Genomic DNA, 17118 nt, shown 5'->3' with positions numbered 1-17118 from the left:
TCACGGGGCCACCTTCCCGTCGTACTGCCGCCGTGCCACATGGCTCACCCGGATCAGCAGCGCCACGATCATCCAGTTGGTGACGACCGACGAGCCGCCCTGCGCCAGGAACGGCATCGCCATGCCTGTCAGCGGGATCAGCCCGGTCACCCCGCCCGCGATCACGAACACCTGGAGCGCCACGATCGAGGCGAGCCCGACCGCGAGAAGCCGCCCGAACGGGTCGCGCAGCGCGAGGCCCGCCCGGTAGCCGCGCTCGACGAGCAGCGCGTACAGCAGGAAGACCGCGGACAGGCCGGCCAGCCCCAGCTCCTCCCCGGCGGTGGCCAGGATGAAGTCCGACTTGGCCGCGAAACCGACCAGGATCGAGTGGCCGAGGCCCAGCCCGCGGCCGAGCACTCCGCCCGCCGCGAACGAGAACAGCGACTGGGCCACCTGCCCCGGCCCCCGCCCGGCCTCGATGGACGCGAACGGATGCACCCACTCCGCGACCCGGCTGTGCACATGCGGTTCCAGCCAGCCGACGGCGACCGCCCCGGCCGCCGCGAGCATCAGCCCGATCGCGATCCAGCCGGTGCGGCCGGTGGCGACGTACAGCATGACGACGAACAGCCCGAAGAACAGCATTGACGTCCCGAGGTCCCGCTCCAGCACCAGCACGCCCACGCTCAGCAGCCAGATCGCGACCACCGGCCCGAGCACCCGCCCCGGCGGCAGCCGCGGCCACCACCTCCTGCCGCCCGTGTACGTCAGCGCGCCGCGGTTCGCGGCCAGGTACGCGGCGAAGAACACCGCCAGCAGCACCTTGGCGAACTCGCCCGGCTGGATGGAGAACCCGCCGACCCGGATCCAGATACGCGCGCCGTTCAGGGGAGGGAAGAGGATGGGCAGCGTGAGCAGGACGAGCGCGGCGACCACACTGACGTAGGAGTAGCGCTGGAGCCACCGGTAGTCGCGCAGCACCAGCACCACCAGGGTGAACAGGGCCACGCCCAGGGTGGACCACACCAGCTGGGCGGGCGCGGCCTCCTCGCCCGGCGTCTCCAGGTCGAGCCGGTAGATCAGCACCAGACCGAGCCCGTTGAGCAGCACGCCGATGGGCAGCAGCAGCGGGTCGGCGTACGGCGCCCGCAGGCGCACCGCGGTGTGCGCGAGCAGCGCCAGCACGCCGAGCCCGGCGCCGTAGCCGGCGGCGCCGGGCGGGATTGTGCCGTGCTTCGCGAGGCCGACGGCGCAGTAGCCGTACACGGACAGCAGGACGGCGAGGACGATGAGGGAGAGTTCGACGCCGCGGCGCCGGGGGAGACGGACGGCGGCGGTCGGTGCGGAGGGGGGTGGTGCGGAGGGGGGTGGCGCTGCCGCGGTGGGTCCGGCCTTGGTCATGTCGGGAACTTACCCAAAACCGGCATCTCGGCCGCCGCGAGGGCCGATGCCAGCGTGGCGCGTCAGCAGCAGCGTGGCGTCAGCACCAGCGTGGAGCGGGTCCGATGTTGTCGATGTAGCGGGCCGTGCCCCAGCTCCAGGCGCCGTCGGCGAGCAGGTACCACAAGGGGTTGCCGTTCACGTCCTGCCCGGGCGTCTTGCAGTGGATCCAGACGACCTCCCCCTTCCGGGCCACCCGCACGACCGGGCTGCCGCGGTCCGGCCGGGCGTGCAGGGCCAGGCCGCCGCGGGCCGTGACCACGCCCCGGTAGAAGCGGGGGCCGTTGTCGGAGCCGCCGGCGGGGCCGTCGCTCGTGGGCTGGGTGGTCGTGGGCCGGGTGGTCGTGGGCCGGGTGGTCGTGTCCCCGGGGGTGGCGGGGCTCGGGGCGCTCGTCCCGGCGGTCGGTGTGGTGGTTCCCGGGGTGGCGGTCGCGGAGGGGGCGGGGGCGTCGCCCGCGCCGTCGGTGCCGACGGCGCGCGTGACGGCGGCCGCGGTCAACAGCGCCCCGGCGGCGGTCACCACGGCCAGCCGGATGAGGAGGAAGCGAAGGGGCAGGGGCGGCATGGGAACCTCCGGCTGAGGTGGTGAGGGGTGTGGAGGGCTCGCGGTGAGCTGGGGGTGAGCCCTGGTGGGCAAATCTGACTAACTGCCACATTAGGAGCGTCGCTCGCCGTACGCCCGCCTCACTGCGCCATCGGGGAGAGCGTCACCTGATGAGGCGTCAGGCAAATGCGAGGGGGCCGGGGTCGGTCGTCAGGAGGGGCCTGTGTCCCCGGCCGCGGGCGCCTCCGGCGGGTTCTGAGGCAGCGTCAGGGTCGCCACCGCGCCGCCGTCCGGAGCGTTGCCGAACTCCAGCCGGGCGCCCAGCACCTCCGCCTGCCCCAGTGCGATGGTCAGACCGAGGCCGTGTCCGGTCGCCCCGCCCTCCGTGCGGAAGCGCTGCGGACCGTGCTCCAGGAGGTACTCCGGATAGCCCTCGCCGTGGTCCCGCACGCTGACGACCGGCCCCTCCACGGTCACCACGACCGGCGGCCTCCCGTGCTTGTGCGCGTTGGCCACCAGGTTGCCGAGCACCCGCTCCAGCCGCCGCCGGTCGGTCTCCACGTACACGTCGCGTACGACCGTGATCCGGGTGTCGGTCTCCGCGGCTCCTCCGTCCGTAGCCGCACCTGCTCCTGCGTCCGTGCCTGCGGTCGCGGTCCCTGCCGCGCCCGCCGCTCCGGTGGCCCCTGCCGCGCCGGCCGCTCCCGTGGCCCCTGCCGTGCCCGCCGCGGCCGTGACCCCTGCCGCGCGCACCGCCCTGACCGCCCGTTCCGCCACCGCGCTCAGGTGCTCGCCGTCGAGGTCCAGCCGCTCCCGCCCGGTGTCCAGCCGGGAGATCTCCAGCAGGTCCTCGGTGAGGGTGCGCAGCGCGGCCACCCGGTCGCGGACCAGTTCCGTCGGGCGGCCCGGCGGCAGCAGTTCGGCCGCTGCGTGCAGCCCGGTCAGCGGGGTGCGCAGCTCGTGCGCCACGTCCGCGGTGAACCGCTGCTCGGCCAGGAGCTTGCCCTGCAGCGACGCCGCCATCGAGTCCAGCGCGGCGGCCACCGCGGCCACCTCGTCCTGGGGGCGCGAGGCGTCCCGGGCCAGCGGGTCGTCGACGCGCGCGTCCAGATCGCCCGCGCTGATCCGCCGGGCCACCCGCGCCGTCGCGTGCAGCCGCCGTGACACCCGGGTCACCGCGAACGCGCCCACCAGCAGCGTCGCCCCGATCGCCAGCCCGGACGACCACAGGATCGCGTTGTCCAGCCCGGCGATGGTGCGGGCCTGCTGCGAGTAGTCGACCTCGACGGCCAGTGTCCGCCCGTGGTCGGCGGGTCCGGCCGCCCACATCGTGGGCCGGCCGTGGTGCCGGTCCACCATCGTGCCGCGCTCGCCGCGCGCCGCCAGCCGCCTCAGCGAGGGAGGCAGCCCCTCGGGGTCGACGCCCGCGCCCGGCAGCAGTGTGTCCCCGGACTCGAACGCGCTCGTGGCGTCCTTCAGCCGGGACAGCGCCAGCTCCCGCGCCTGTCCGACGGTCTGGTCGGTCACCGAGACGTGCACCAGGACACCGAGCAGCGCGGCGAGCGCGCAGCACATCACCGTGATGAAGGCCGCGGACTTTGCGGCGAGGGTCCCGGTCCACCGGGGGAGCGCCACCCTCATCGCCCACTCGCGGAAGGGGTGGCGGAGGGGGCGGGCGAGCCGGGGGTCGGGGAGGCGGCCGAGGCGGTGAGGCCGGGGGTCGGCGTCGGCCGGGGGACGGGGGAGCGCGACGCGGTGGCCGCCGGGGTGTGCGCACGGGTGGGCTTGTGCCGGCCGGTGCGCAGGAACTCGTCCCGGGAGAACACCATCGCCCGCTGCTCCGGGTCCCAGGACCAGGTCGTGCGGTACTCGTACCCGGAGATCCCGGCCGGCGAGCGGATGATCACGGCCCGCCCGGCCAGCTCCACGCCGATCACCGCGTCGTCGTTGGCGAAGACCTGCACGAGCCGGTGTCCTTCGAAGGTGTAGACGCGCACGGCCGTCTGGTTGGTGGGATACAGCCGGAAACCCAGCGTCATGTCGTCGCGCCCGTCACCCGTGAGATCACGGTAGTACGGCCGCATGACGGGACACCGCTCGCCCTGCTTCCCGCCCTCGCCGCAGTCCGCCAGCCGGACGGCCGTCTCGCCGTACGGAGCCTTCGCGGCCGTGTAGTCGTCCGGGTGCGCGGCGACCTCCGCCCGTACGACGGCCGCCGGATCGACCTTGCGGATGTCGTCGCCGGGTGCCGTGACGCCCTTCACCGTCTCGATCTGCACCTCGTCGTACGGCCACGCGGGGCTGGCGGCCGGGCGCAGCGAGGGCCACAGCCGGGCCGGGCTGATCGCGGTCGGCGTGGCACCCGCGCCCCGCAGGCCGCCGGCGTCACCGCAGCCCGCCGCCGTGGCCAGCAGCAGCGCGACCAGGGCGGTGACGAGGGCGGGACGTCTGCGGAACACTGCTCTTCGATGTCTCCGGTGCGTGAGGGCGGGCTGGTCGGGGGGCTGGACGAGGCGGGCCGGCCCAGGCGGGCGGGATGAGGCGCGCTGGTTCAGGCGGGCGGGATGAGGCGCGCTGGTTCAGGCGGGTTGGGCTGAGGCGGGCTGGTTCAGGCGGGCTGGGCTGAGGCGGGCTGGAGGGATCGGATCAGGGGGCCGGCCCGGCGGACGGGGGCCGGACCGAGCGTCGTACACCTTATTTGTTTTGTACGGAAGTCCTTTTTGTTCGGTGGGCTTTCTTGTCCAGCGGCTCATCTCCCCGCCGGAGACGGCCGTGAAGCGCCGGTGAGGCGGGGCTGCGCAGAGCGTACGCACCGAAGGTAAAACGATTGTTCGGCGGACCGTCCCTGTTCCACGGTGTTGCTCGGCGTTGCCCCGGCTTCTTGCCGCGGGAGCGCCACACCTGTTCCATGGTCATAGGGGTGATGGTGCATGAGCGGACCACGTCGACAGCCCGGCCGCCCCGGCCCTGGCCGTCTGCGCGTCATACCGAGCTGGAGCCACGGACAGGAGCGGCTCTACGTCTGCCGTCCCGACGGGAGGAACATCGCCTGGTACGACCGGGAGGCCGCCCGCGTCCACCTGCTCAGCACGGACGAGGAGGAGAACGTACTGGACGCCCTGGGCCCGTATCTGACGGGCCAGGTCGCGGTGGGCCCGCCCCCCGTACCGACGGCCGCCGAACTCGCCCGGCTCAGCCTGCACCCCGACGACGACCTCGCCCCGAACCGTCCCGGCGAGGCCCTGCTGACAGCCCTGGACCGGGAACCCGGCCACGGTCCCGCCCACCTCCTGCGCCCCGATCCACGCCGCCGGGCGCTCACCGCCGAGCAGACGGTCGGTGACGCCCTCGACAGTTTGGACGGCGCCGGCTGGCGCACCCTGCACTCGATACCCCTGCCCGGCGGCGACCGCATCCACCACCTGGTGATCGGGCCCGGCGGACTGTTCGCCGTCCGCTCCGTGCACGCCCGCAAGCAGCGGGTACGGATCGACGACCCGATGGTCACGCTGGGCCGCCACGAGCCGGAGCCCCTGCTCCGCGGCGCCCGTGCCGCCGCCGACCGCGCCTCCTACGCCCTCACCGCCGAGGTCCACCCTCTCCTCGTCCTCACGACCCCGGCCGACCTGCGCCTCACGGCCCCACCGAGAGACGTCCGCATCCTCGACGACCAGAGCCTTACCAGCCTGGCAAGCCTGGGCGGCGTCCTCAAACCGGCGGATGTGGAGGCCCTCCACTCGATGGCGAGGGACAGACACACGTGGGGGCGGGTGTAGGCGCGGCGGCTCACGACCCCGCTCACGGCAACTCCGCCGCACGCTCCACATCCAGCAGCGGCGCCAGCAGATCCCCGTACCGCTCCACCCGCCCCACGACGTCCGAGGCCCGGAACCCGAGCCCTCCAGCCCCCCGGCACTCGGCGACCTCCTCCCACGACACCGGCGCCGACACCATCGGCACCTCCCGCGCCCGCAACGTATAAGGCGCCGCGGTCGTCTTCCGCGCCGCGTTCTGGCTCCAGTCGACGAACACCTTCCCCGGCCGCAGACTCCGCGTCATCCGGTGCAGCACCAACCGCGGCATGGCCTTCTCGGCCTCCACGGCCAGCCCCTTCGCGTACTCGGAGGTCCGCTCGCTGGACGATCCGCGCACGGCGGCCAGCAGGTGCAGCCCCTTCGAGCCGGAGGTCTTGGCGTACGCCTCGACCCCGTCCGCCGCCAGCCGCTCCCGCAGCCACAACGCCACCCGGCAGCAGTCCACCACGGTCGCCGGCGGCCCCGGATCGAGATCGAACACCAGACGATCGGCCTCGCCCGGGTCCCCGATCAGCCACTGCGGGGTGTGGAACTCGGTCACCAGATTGGCCGCCCACATCAGGCTCGCGAGATCCTGCACCAGGACCATCCGCGCCGGCCCCTCCGACCGGGGCACCTCCGCGGTCGTCACCCACTCGGGCGTACCCGGCGGCACGTTCTTGACGAAGAAGACCTGTCCGTCCGGGCCGTCCGGATACCGCAGGAAGGACAGCGGCCGGTCCCGCAGATGGGGGAGCAGCACCTCGGCGATCGTCGCGTAGTAGTGCAGCACCTCGGCCTTGGTGAATCCGGTCGCGGGATACAGCACCTTCTCCAGGTTGCTGAGCGCGAGCCGTCGCCCCTCCACCTCTGTGATCGGCGCCATACGATAAGAAAACCACGGAATTCACCGCAAACCGCCCCAACCCGTCCCATACCGATCCGGAAGGTGCTGCACGTGCGATCCATTTGGAACGGCGCCATCTCGTTCGGCCTGGTCAGCATCCCGATCAAGCTGGTGAACGCCACCGAGAGCCACACCATCTCCTTCCGCCAGATCCACACCGAGGACGGTGGCCGCATCCGCTACCGCAAGGTGTGCGAACTGGAGGACCGTGAGGTCGCGCAGTCGGAGATCGGCAAGGGCTACCAGGACGCGGACGGCACGATCATCCCGATCACCGACGAGGACCTGGCCCATCTGCCGATTCCGACCGCGCGGACGATCGACATCGTGGCCTTCGTCCCGGCGGACCGGATCGACCCGCTCCAGATGGAGAACGCCTACTACCTGGCCGCCGGCGGCGCCCCTGCGGCCAAGCCGTACACCCTGCTGCGGGAGGCGCTCAAACGCAGCCGGAAGGTGGCGATCGCCAAGTTCGCGCTGCGGGGCCGTGAGCGCCTGGGGATGCTGCGCGTGGTGGACGACGTCATCGCCATGCACGGCCTGCTCTGGCCGGACGAGATCCGCGCCCCCCAGGGTGTGGCCCCGGAGGTCGACGTCACGGTCCGCGACAAGGAACTGGATCTCGCCGACGCCCTGATGGACACGCTCGGCGAGGTGGACCTGGCGGATCTGCACGACGAGTACCGCGAGGCCCTGGAGGAGGTCATCGCGGCCAAGGCCGCCGGCGAGGCACCCCCGGAGACCCCCGAGCCGGCCCCCGGCGGCAAGGTCCTCGACCTGATGGCCGCCCTGGAGAAGAGCGTCCGGGCGGCCAAGGAGTCGAGGGGAGAGGACGTGGGAGAGGCGGAGGAAGCCGCCGGGGGCGGGGAGGAGGCCGCGGAGGCCGAGGTCAGACACCTCCCGCGCCGCAAGACCACCCGCGCCGCCTCCGAGAAGGCGGCCGCGAAGAAGCAGGCGGCCCCCTCGGCCAAGAAGACGGCGGCCAAGAAGACGGCGGCCAAGAAGACAGCGTCCTCGACGAAGAAGTCGGCATCCAAGTCGGCCCAGCAGCCGAAGAAGACGGCGGCGACCACCAAGTCCACGGCGAAGAAGCCCCCGGCGAAGAAGGCCGCGGCACGCAAGCGCACAGCGTGACCCACCGCCGCTCGCCCCCGTCGCCCCGCCCCTATGCCACGCGGCGCAGGGCCAGTACGGCGTTGTGGCCGCCGAAGCCGAAGGAGTTGCTGAGGACGAGGTCGCCGTCGGCCGGCAGCGTGCGCGGCGCGCCGGTCACCACGTCGAGCCCGATCTCCTCGTCGAGCTCCTCGCACCCGAGGGTCGGCGGGACGAGGCGGTTGTGCAGGGTGAGCACGGCGGCGACGGCCTCGACACCGCCGGCGGCCCCCTGGAGATGCCCGAGGTTCCCCTTGAGCGCGGTGACGGGGACCCCGCCACTCGCACTCGCACCCGCGGCCCCGCCCTCGCCGAGCACGGCCCGCAGGGCGCCGGCCTCGGCGAGGTCGCCCTCCACGGTGGCGGTGGCGTGCGCGTTCACGTGGACGACGTCGACGACGTGCCCACCGGCGTCCTGTACGGCCCGCCGCAGCGCGAGCGCGACGCCGTTGCCGGACGGATCTGGCGCGGCCATGTGGTGGGCGTCGGCGGACAGCCCCCACCCGGCGGCCTCGCAGTAGATCCGGGCGCCCCGGGCGCGGGCGTGCTCCTCGGCCTCGAGCACGAGCACCCCGGCGCCCTCCCCGTTGACGAACCCGGCCCGGTCCTTGGCGAAGGGCCGCGAGGGCGTGGCGCCGCCCTCCAGCCCCAGGTCGGACAGTGCCCGCATGGAGGCGAACGAGGCCATGATCGCCGGGGTGACCACCGCCTCGGCGCCCCCGGCCAGGGCGACGTCGACGCGGCCGTACCGTATGCGGTCGATGGCCTCGCCGATGGCCTCGGTGCCGGAGGCGCAGGCGCTGGTCACGGTGCGGGCCTCGCCGGTGATGTGCAGATCGAGGGAGACCTGGGAGGCGGCCTGTGACGGCACGGTCATGGGCGTGGTGAGCGGGGACACCCCGCGAGGCCCCTTGTCCCGCAGCTTCCGGTCCCCGCCGACGAGCACGGAGGCGTCGCCGAGGATGGCCCCGAGGCTGACCCCGACCCGCTCGGGGTCGAGCCCGCTCTCCCGGGTCCCACCCGTGGCGAACCCGGCGTCGCCCCAGGCCTCACGGGCGGCGACCACCGCGAACTGCGCGGCCCGGTTCATCCGCCGGGCGGCGGCCCGGGGCAGCAGCATGGCGGGGTCCACGGGCACGACCCCGGCGACCCGCACGGGCAGCTCCTGGAACTCCTCCCCCTCCAGCTCCCGTATGCCGTGGCGCCCGTCGAGCAGTCCCCGCCACAGCTCGTCCACGCCGACACCGAGCGGGGTGAGGGCCCCGAGCCCGGTCACGACGACCCGGCGCGGCCCGGCCCACGAGGGCTCGCGGGCCGGCCGCGAGTGGTGACGTACGACATACCCGGCCCGGTCGGCGTCGGCCGCCCACCCGCGTACGACGTCGTCGGACACGGTCTCGGCGGCCCGGTCGTCGAGATCCCGGTGCCAGATCCCCCACCGCCGCTCGTACGTCACCTCGACGCCCTCGGGGTCGACGGCCCGCAGCCGGGTGACCCGGTCCCCGTCCCGGAACTCGACGGCGTCCAGCCGGGGCGACGACACGGCCGGAACGGCGGCCTCGTCCACCCGCCGTCCGGCGACGACCACCTGCTGCTCCCGTGCCAGGACGGCCTCGCGGTCGATGCCCCCGAGGGGCGGCCGCAGCGTGACCCGGATCGTCCCCGGAGACTCGGGCAGGGTGTGCATCACGACACACCACTGCTGCCGCTCGACCTCTTCCTGCGACAGGGCGACCAGATCGCCGGGGACCACTTCGCCGGCGGTCACGGCGTGGGGATGGATGGGAGCTTTAGGCATCTCGGACGAATTGGGCATATCGGTACTGCTTCCTGTGACCCGAGGTGTCGTTCGGCGGACCATCCAGAGTGAAAGGGACAAACAGCCGAAAAACTATGGCGACAGACACAGGCCTCAAACTGGACGCCCGTACGGATACCCTCAATCCGCCTGAACAGCCGACCGGTTGACCGATTCACCGACATTCGGGTGTGCGGCAGGTCACGCACCTTCAGCGGCCGCGCGGGAGAGCACGGGGCCCTGCCGTACGACACGAGCCCGTGTCATGTGACTTACGGCACGTCAGTTGCCGCGCGCGACGGTCGCCCCTGTGAGCGAGATCTCGTGTGCACGGGGGCCCCCGGGGGCATCGCCGATGGGGTCCACAGGGAACGTCGTCAGGGGGACATGGCCCGCAGCAGTTCCGCCGTGGCGGTGTCGGCGGGGAAGAACGTCTCGATGGCGATCTCGTCCAGGGTCACGTCCCGGGGGAAACCGAAGACCGTGGTGGTGTAGAGGAGACTGAGGTCACCGTGGTCCGAGGAGAGCAGCAGGGGGACGGCCAGATCGCTGGTCACCGTCTCGTCGCCGCGGTCCCCGGGCATGGGGTAGGACGCGATCTCGGCCTCCAGGTCGGCCAGTCCCTCCACGGCGCTGCGGGCGAGTTGCCGTCGGATGCGGCGCAGGACGTGTGCGCGCCACTGGGTGAGGTTCCGGATCCGCCGGGACAGCCCGTCCGGGTGCAATGTGGCCCTGAGGACATTGACCGGAGGCGTACGCAGCGCGGGCGGGAGGTCCGCCAGAAACAGCATGGCGGCGCCGTTGGCGGTCAGCAGGTCCCACCGCGCGTTGACCGCGAGCGCCGGACTGGGCTCGTGGCCGGCGAGCACGGCGGCCACGGCGGAGCGGGCGGCGCCGAGATCGGCCAGCGGCCGTTCGCGGTGCACCGGCGCGAAACCCGCGGCCAGATACAGGGCGTTGCGGTCCCGCAACGGCACATCGAGTTCGTCGCACAGCCGCTCGATCATCTTCCGGCTCGGTGTGGCACGCCCGGTCTCGATGTAACTCAGATGCCGAGTCGAGAGGTTGGCGGCCAGCGCCACGTCCAGCTGCGAGCGGCGCCGCTGTTCCCGCCAGCGCCGTACCAGCAGCCCGACCGGTTCCGTGGTGACCATGCACCGAGGCTGACGGACCGCGTGCGCAACGGCAATAACCTCGCGGGTTATCGACACACGGCGGTCACGACGCGCAGTGTCTCGTGGTGCGGCCACGGCTGCACCACCGACGAGACGAACGGAGCCGACCATGACCGAGACCAGCACCGAGACCAAGACCGAGACCAGCACCGAGACCGAGACCAGCACCCAGACCGAGGCTGCCGACGCCACCACCGCACAGCACCGGGCGACCGTCGAGCACTACGTGCGCTTCTGGAACGCCGAGACCCCCGAGGAGCAGCAGCGCCTCGTGTCCGCGACCTTCACCGACGAGGTCCAGTACTACGCCCCGATCGGCATCCTCAGCGGCCCGCCCGCCCTGATCGGCTTCCACGACGAGTTCGCGCAGCACATGGGCAAGGTCGTCTTCCGACCCCGGCGGGAACCGGAGATCCACCACGGCCGTGCCCGCCTGATGTGGCGGATCGACACCCAGGACAAGACCCCGTTCGCCACCGGAACGGACATTCTGGTCTTCGCCCCCGACGGCCACATCACCACCATCACCACCTTCCTCGACCAGCCCCCGGAGGGCTTCGACCCGAACGCCCACCACCAGTGAGCCCGGCCGCCGGGGGCCCGGTCTGCCGAGTGCCGGCAGGTGACGGCACGTGAACCGACCGTGCTGCCCCGCGCGTTGATCGCGTGATCGCATTGTCAGTCCCCCCTGCCATGATCCGGCCATGCTCTACGACACCCTGGTGGCCGAATCCCGAAGGAACGACGCGCTCGACGACGTGAGGTCGGCCGCGCTCGACCGCGTCCGCCGGCTCGTCGACCTTCTGGATCGTCAGCGCACCGAGTTGCGGCGGTCCATGGGGCCCGAGCACCGGCGGTTCGAGGTGGCGCTCGCCGCGACCCGGGCCGAGATCGGCGAGCGGCTCGCGGCCTGCGCGGACGAGGAGGGCAGGGCCGCGGTCCTGTGCCTCATGCTGGCCGCCTGCTTCGACGACACGAGCTTTTGGCGATACGAAGCCGAGATCGCGTCGCTGATCTCACGGGTGCGCGGCTGGACACCCGACGAGGTCGCGGTGATGCTGCTCCGCGCCACCGAGTACGACATGGGCCACTGGTTCGCCAAGGCGCTGGCGATGGTGCTGAACGCCGCCGACCAGCTCGACGCCGACGGCCGCCGGGCGGTCATGCCCTGGCTGCGGCACGCGCACACGGAACTCATGAGCACCACCGTCGAGGCCCGCCTGCGCGCGTCACTCGTCCAGCGCCTGCGCACACTGCTCGCGAGCGTGGACGAGGCACACATCCCCGAGGGGCTGATCCCCGCCCACGCGCCCTGGGCCGCACCGCTGAGCGACCGTGCGAAGACCGCCCCGACGCGGGAACTCGCCGACTTCGTACGGCACCTGGCGAGCCTGTCGGGCCCGCGCCCCTCGCAGAGGTGGCGGCGGACGTGCCTCGAACTGGCGGACGCGGCCTCGGCGCGGGACCTCGTGGCCGACGTCCTGCGGGCGCTGGCCGAGGACGATCCGCTGTGCAGCAGGGGAAGCGGCGCGCACACCGGCTGGGTCGGCGGCGGATACCACTACCACTACGTCGTCCACCAGAACGACGGCGACCTGGCGCGCGGCATCGTCTGGGCGGCCGCGCTGACCGGCGGCCCGGCCGCGGTGCGGCACCTCGACACGCTCGCTCTGCGGACCGGCGGCCCCGGAACCGGCGTGACCGAGGACCTCAAGCTGGCGGGCGCGGCGATCAACGCGCTGGCCGGGACCGGCGATCCGGCCTCCCTTCAGGCCCTGTGGCGGCTGCGGTCGCGGATCAGGCAACGGGCTCTGCGCAAGCAGCTCGACACCGCGCTGGTGACGGCGGCCGGACAGCAGGGCATCACGGCGGAGCAGCTCGTCGAGCGCAGCGTGCCGGACCACGGCCTGGCGCCGGACCGCTCGCTGGAACGGGAGGTGGGCGGGCACCGGGTACGCGTGGCGATCGAGGACGCGACGACCGTACGGCTCACCTTCACGCGCCCCGACGGCGCGACCTCCCGCACGGCTCCGGCGGCAGTCAAGGACGGCTTCCCGGACGAGCTCAAGGAGTTGAAGGCCCTCGCCAAGGAAGTGCGGGGAACACTGTCGGCCGAGCGGGCCCGTATCGAGGCGCTGATGTCCGCCGGGCGCGAGTGGCTGTACGACGAATGGTGCCGCCACTACCGCGACCACCCGGTCACGGGTGTGCTCGTCCGCGGCCTGATCTGGGAGTTCCGGGGCGCCGAGGACGCCGACGGCGAGTGGCGTGCGGTGGCCCCGGCGGCCGAGCCGCCCGGCCGGCCCGAGCGGGTCCGGCTGTGGCATCCGATCCGGGCGTCGGCGCACGACATCAGGACGTGGCGGGAACGGCTCGTCGCCGACCGGCTGCGGCAGCCGTTCAAACAGGCCTTCCGGGAGATCTACCTGATCACCCCGGCGGAGGAGGCCACCGGCGTCTACTCCAACAGGTTCGCCGCCCACATCGTCCACTACCGGCAGCTCTACGCGCTGTTCAAGGAACGGGGCTGGCAGGCCAACTTCCTCGGCCGCCACGACGGCGGCCACGACGGCAGGGCGCGGGCCGAGTTCGGTGGCGGCGAGTGGCGGGCCTGCTTCCACCACGAGCCCGCCGCGGACGACGGCGGCTACGCGCCCGAGCACGCCGCGACGGACCAGGTCCGCTTCGAACGGCGAAACGGCCGGCGCTGGCGGGAGGTACCGCTGGCAGAGGTGCCCCCGCTGGTGTTCAGCGAGGCGATGCGGGACGTGGACCTCTTCGTCGGCGTGACCTCGATCGCCGCCGACCCCGACTGGACCGACCGGGGCGAGGACCGCTACACCGCGTACTGGCGGACCGCCACGTTCGGTGCGCTGACGGCGAGCGCCGAAGCCCGCCGCGAGGCGCTGGAACGGATCCTGCCGCGCCTGAGGATCGCCGACCGCTGCTCGCTCGACGGCCGCTTCCTGGTGGTCCGCGGCGACCTGGGCACGTACCGGATCCACCTCGGCTCGGCCAACATCCTGATGGAACCGGACGACGCCTACCTGTGCATCGTTCCGTCGCGCGGCAAGGGCGCCGGGAGGGGTGACGGAAAGGTGTTCCTGCCGTTCGAGGACGACAGGCTCTCCCTGATCCTCAGCAAGGCGTTCCTGCTGGCCGCCGACTCCAAGATCACCGACGAGACCATCCTCCGCCAGATCACCAGGGGTGCCCGATGAACCGCCTCGCCGCCCGGCTGATGCGCGCACTGACCGACCCGGACTTCACACTCGAGGGCGACGACGGGCACCCCGATCTGTCGCAGGTCTCCGACGAGGAACTCGGCAGCCTGCTCGTGGCGGCCTTGCGGGTCGACGCCTCGGCCCCCCACACGATGAGGACGGTCCGCTTCGCCGTCGAGCACGCGGCCCGGGAACGGCAACCGCGCTACACGCCCGAGGCATGCCTCCGGATGTTCGAGACGCTCGTCGAGAAGTGCCAGGAGCGCGGCTGGGCGGACCTCACCCTGGGTCTGCGCGCGCTGGAGCACTGCACGGGCCCGCGGCCCGACGTGTCCGGACCGGCCCGCACCCTGGTCCGGTTCCGACTGGAAGAGGACACCGTGCGCCAGCCGTACGCGCTGCTCGCGGTGGCGAGGCTCGCCGGCGCGGAGACACTGCGCGCGGCCGTGCACCGTCTCTCCCGTGACGTGGGCCCCATCGTCGCGGACGAGATCGCCGCCCTCGCCGGCCTCGCACCGGCCGAACAGGAGGCGTTGCTGTCCGAGATCGGCCAGGACCACAGGTACCTCCCGTCTCTCCCGCACACATGGCGCAGGTCCGCCGGCAACCCCGCTTACGTGGCGTTCGCCCGCCGCGCCCTGGAAGCGGCGGCCGACCGCACCGACGCGATCCGGGCGGGCAAGATCCCCTACCGGGCGGACAAGGCCTTCACGGACCGGGAGATCATCTCGCTCGGACAGGCCCTGCGGGTGGCGCTCCGGCGCGACGAACCCTGGCTGCCCCAGCTGTTCGACAGGCTGCTGCCCGGAGTCGCCCTCGCCCCGACGACGGCGAAGACCCTCCCGTCGCAGGCCCTGCTGTACGAGGTGGTCCGCGCCGCACAGGACGTCCCGACGCCCGAACTGGTGAGCGCGATCCGCACGGTGCGTCGGACCGTCCGGCACGCAGGGGTGCCCAAGCAGCTCGACAGGATGCTCAAGAAGGCCGACGCGGCCCTGGCCGAACGCGCCGACGTGGCACTGCGGCTGCCGAGACTGGAGTTCGGGACGGAATCCATCGGCGGTTCCGCCGCGGGTGGCGTGCTGCGCCGGACGGCCGGTGACTACCAGGCCGTCGTCACGGTCACCGAGACCGCCACGCTGACCTGGGAGAAGGACGGCCGCCCGCTGCGCAGCGTGCCGGCCCCGGTCCGCCGCGACCACCCGGCCCTGGTCAAGGAGCTGCGCGACCTGGTGAAACGGGTGAACGCCCATCTCGCCACCCTCGTACGCGCCTTGGAGGGCGGCTTCACCGTCGACGCCGTCCACCCCTACGGCCGGTGGCGCACCGAACTGGCCGAGCACCCCCTCGCCCGGACCCTCGTACGCCGGCTGATCTGGGAGATCGAGACCGTCCCTGGCCAGTGGCGCGCGGTACTGCCCGAGACGGACGAGCACCTTCCCGAGGCGCCCGACGACGCCTCCGTACGGCTCTGGCACCCGCTCCGCTCCGACCCCGGCGCCGTGCGGGCCTGGCGTGACCTGCTCATCGAACGGCGCATCCGCCAGCCCTTCAAGCAGGCGTTCCGCGAGATATACCTCCTCACCCCGGCCGAAGAGGAGACACGGACCTACTCCAACCGCTTCGCCGCGCACCTCGTCCACTACCGCAGGATGTTCGCCCTGTTCCGGGCCCGGGGATGGAAGAGCGGCCTGCTCGGCCCCTGGGACGACGGCGAGGCCGGCGAGGCGGAGCGCACGCTCGCGGCAGGGAAGTGGCGGGTCCGCTTCTTCCACAGCTGGGCCGACTGGGCGGGCAACGACGAACTGGCCTCCACCGACCAGGTGCGCTTCGACCGCCGGACAGAGGGCGCCTGGCGCGAGGCACCGCTCGCCGAGGTGCCCCCGCTGGTGTTCAGCGAGGCGATGCGCGACGTGGACCTCTTCGTCGGCGTCACCTCGATAGCCGCCGACCCCGACTGGACGGACAACGGCCCGGAGCGCACCTACTGGGAGCGGTCCGGCTTCGCCGAACTCACGGCGAGCGCCGAGGCACGCCGCGATGCCCTGGCACGGATCCTGCCGCGCCTGAAGATCGCCGACCGCTGCTCGCTCGACGGCCGCTTCCTGGTGGTGGCCGGGGACCTGCGCACGTACCGGATCCACCTGGGCTCGGCCAACATCCTGATGGAACCGGACGGCAGCTACCTGTGCATCGTCCCGGCACGGCGTCCGGGGGACGGCAAGGTGTTCCTGCCGTTCGAGGACGACAGACTGTCACTGATCCTCAGCAAGGCGTTCCTCCTCGCGGCCGACACCGAGATCACCGACGAGACCATCCTCATGCAGATCAAGCGAGGTGCCTGATGGCGACTGTGACCTTCCGCGACGAGACGGCGACGGGCAAAGCGCTCACCGAGTGGGAGGTCGCCGGCCTGCCCGACCGGATGACCGTACGGGAGCTGATCAGACTCCGGGTCCGCGAGGAGGTCGCCCGGCACAACGCCCGCCCGAGCGACCGCTTCAACGGCCTCGTCCGCCCCGACGACGCCGAGACGGAGCTGAACGGCTACCGGCTCCGCGAGACCCGCCGCATCGACTGGGAACGCCAGGCCGAGATCGCCCAACGCGCCTTCCTCTCCAACGGCTTCTTCGTCCTGGCCGGCGACCGCCAGGTCGAGGACCTCTACGAAGTCGTGGACCTCACGGCCGATCCCGACCTGGTCTTCATCAAGCTGGTCGCCCTGGTCGGAGGCTGAGGGACCGGCTGTCGGGGAGTCACGAACGCGGGTTGCCCCACGCGAAGAATTTTCGCGCGGGTGTCATCCGGGCGAGAACCGCAGGAGTTTGTAGGGGTGGAGAGGCGCCCTCCGTCCACCAGCCAGCCCGGACCCCGTGAGGGTCCGTCTTCCGCAAGGAGTTGCCCGTTCATGAAGTGGATGAAGTACGTGGCCGGCGCGGCCGTCACGGCCGCTGTGGCCGGGATGGCCACGGTGTCGTACGCCGCACCGGCGAAGGCACCGCACGCCGCGGTCACGAAGGTGGGCGCGGCGAAGATCGAGGCCGCTCCGGCCGCGAAGGCCCGGGCCGCCACGGCGATGAGGCCGGCGACGAAGAGCACCGC

13 protein-coding genes and 1 pseudogene are annotated in these 17118 nt (G+C 72.6%); 7 read left to right on the top strand and 7 right to left on the bottom strand.

The features are described from left to right. The 4 genes from R2S09_RS21230 to R2S09_RS21215 form a co-directional block, all read right to left on the bottom strand. Positions 1-1383, bottom strand: a complete 1383-nt coding sequence (locus R2S09_RS21230; RefSeq protein WP_316742631.1) for an FtsW/RodA/SpoVE family cell cycle protein — start codon at positions 1381-1383, stop codon at positions 1-3. A 79-nt stretch (positions 1384-1462) separates the two neighbouring features. Further along, complete coding sequence (locus R2S09_RS21225) at positions 1463-1987, bottom strand: SH3 domain-containing protein (RefSeq protein WP_316742628.1); 525 nt, start codon at positions 1985-1987, stop codon at positions 1463-1465. Positions 1988-2176: 189 nt separating this feature from the next. Next, positions 2177-3607 (bottom strand): HAMP domain-containing sensor histidine kinase, encoded by a 1431-nt coding sequence (locus R2S09_RS21220; RefSeq protein WP_316742627.1) that lies wholly within the window; start codon positions 3605-3607, stop codon positions 2177-2179. Further along, positions 3604-4425, bottom strand: a complete 822-nt coding sequence (locus R2S09_RS21215) for a hypothetical protein (RefSeq protein WP_306190971.1) — start codon at positions 4423-4425, stop codon at positions 3604-3606. Before R2S09_RS21215 ends, R2S09_RS21220 begins: the two co-directional genes overlap by 4 nt. A 471-nt stretch (positions 4426-4896) precedes the next feature. On the opposite strand from R2S09_RS21215, the gene R2S09_RS21210 reads away from it, so the two are divergent. After that, on the top strand, positions 4897-5742 hold the full coding sequence (locus tag R2S09_RS21210; RefSeq protein ID WP_316742626.1) for a nuclease-related domain-containing protein: 846 nt from the start codon (positions 4897-4899) through the stop codon (positions 5740-5742). A 22-nt stretch (positions 5743-5764) separates the two neighbouring features. On the opposite strand, the gene ligD is transcribed toward R2S09_RS21210, so the two are convergent. Continuing rightward, positions 5765-6646, bottom strand: coding sequence for a non-homologous end-joining DNA ligase (gene ligD / locus R2S09_RS21205; RefSeq protein ID WP_306190969.1), 882 nt, complete (start codon positions 6644-6646; stop codon positions 5765-5767). 72 nt (positions 6647-6718) lie between these two features. Between ligD and R2S09_RS21200 the strand changes: the two genes are divergently transcribed. After that, the gene (locus R2S09_RS21200; protein ID WP_316742625.1) at positions 6719-7801 is read left to right on the top strand and encodes a Ku protein; all 1083 of its coding nucleotides are present in this window, start codon (positions 6719-6721) and stop codon (positions 7799-7801) included. Positions 7802-7832: 31 nt separating this feature from the next. Here R2S09_RS21200 and R2S09_RS21195 read toward each other — a convergent pair whose 3' ends face one another. Both R2S09_RS21195 and R2S09_RS21190 read right to left on the bottom strand, forming a co-directional pair. Next, the gene (locus R2S09_RS21195) at positions 7833-9635 is read right to left on the bottom strand and encodes a beta-ketoacyl-[acyl-carrier-protein] synthase family protein (RefSeq protein WP_316742624.1); all 1803 of its coding nucleotides are present in this window, start codon (positions 9633-9635) and stop codon (positions 7833-7835) included. 359 nt (positions 9636-9994) lie between these two features. Continuing rightward, positions 9995-10771, bottom strand: coding sequence for a helix-turn-helix transcriptional regulator (locus R2S09_RS21190; RefSeq protein ID WP_316742623.1), 777 nt, complete (start codon positions 10769-10771; stop codon positions 9995-9997). A 130-nt stretch (positions 10772-10901) separates the two neighbouring features. Between R2S09_RS21190 and R2S09_RS21185 the strand changes: the two genes are divergently transcribed. The 5 genes and pseudogenes from R2S09_RS21185 to R2S09_RS21165 all read left to right on the top strand — a co-directional run. Then, entirely contained in the window at positions 10902-11375 is a 474-nt protein-coding gene (locus R2S09_RS21185; RefSeq protein ID WP_316742622.1) for an isomerase, read from the top strand. A gap of 121 nt (positions 11376-11496) precedes the next feature. Next, positions 11497-14013 carry a DUF4132 domain-containing protein gene (locus tag R2S09_RS21180; RefSeq protein ID WP_316742621.1) on the top strand — a complete coding sequence of 839 codons (2517 nt, stop codon included), beginning with the start codon at positions 11497-11499 and terminating at the stop codon, positions 14011-14013. Beyond that, the gene (locus tag R2S09_RS21175; RefSeq protein WP_316742620.1) at positions 14010-16361 is read left to right on the top strand and encodes a DUF4132 domain-containing protein; all 2352 of its coding nucleotides are present in this window, start codon (positions 14010-14012) and stop codon (positions 16359-16361) included. Before R2S09_RS21180 ends, R2S09_RS21175 begins: the two co-directional genes overlap by 4 nt. Continuing rightward, on the top strand, positions 16361-16753 hold the full coding sequence (locus R2S09_RS21170) for a hypothetical protein (protein WP_316742619.1): 393 nt from the start codon (positions 16361-16363) through the stop codon (positions 16751-16753). Before R2S09_RS21175 ends, R2S09_RS21170 begins: the two co-directional genes overlap by 1 nt. A 171-nt stretch (positions 16754-16924) precedes the next feature. After that, positions 16925-17118 (top strand): annotated as a pseudogene (locus tag R2S09_RS21165) (hypothetical protein); the annotation flags it as partial.

This window comes from Streptomyces sp. MK7 (genome assembly GCF_032658145.1).
Lineage (GTDB): Bacteria > Actinomycetota > Actinomycetes > Streptomycetales > Streptomycetaceae > Streptomyces > Streptomyces spiralis.
Note: the sequence above shows the minus strand (reverse complement) of the source record. Positions and strands in the feature narration are given on the sequence as shown.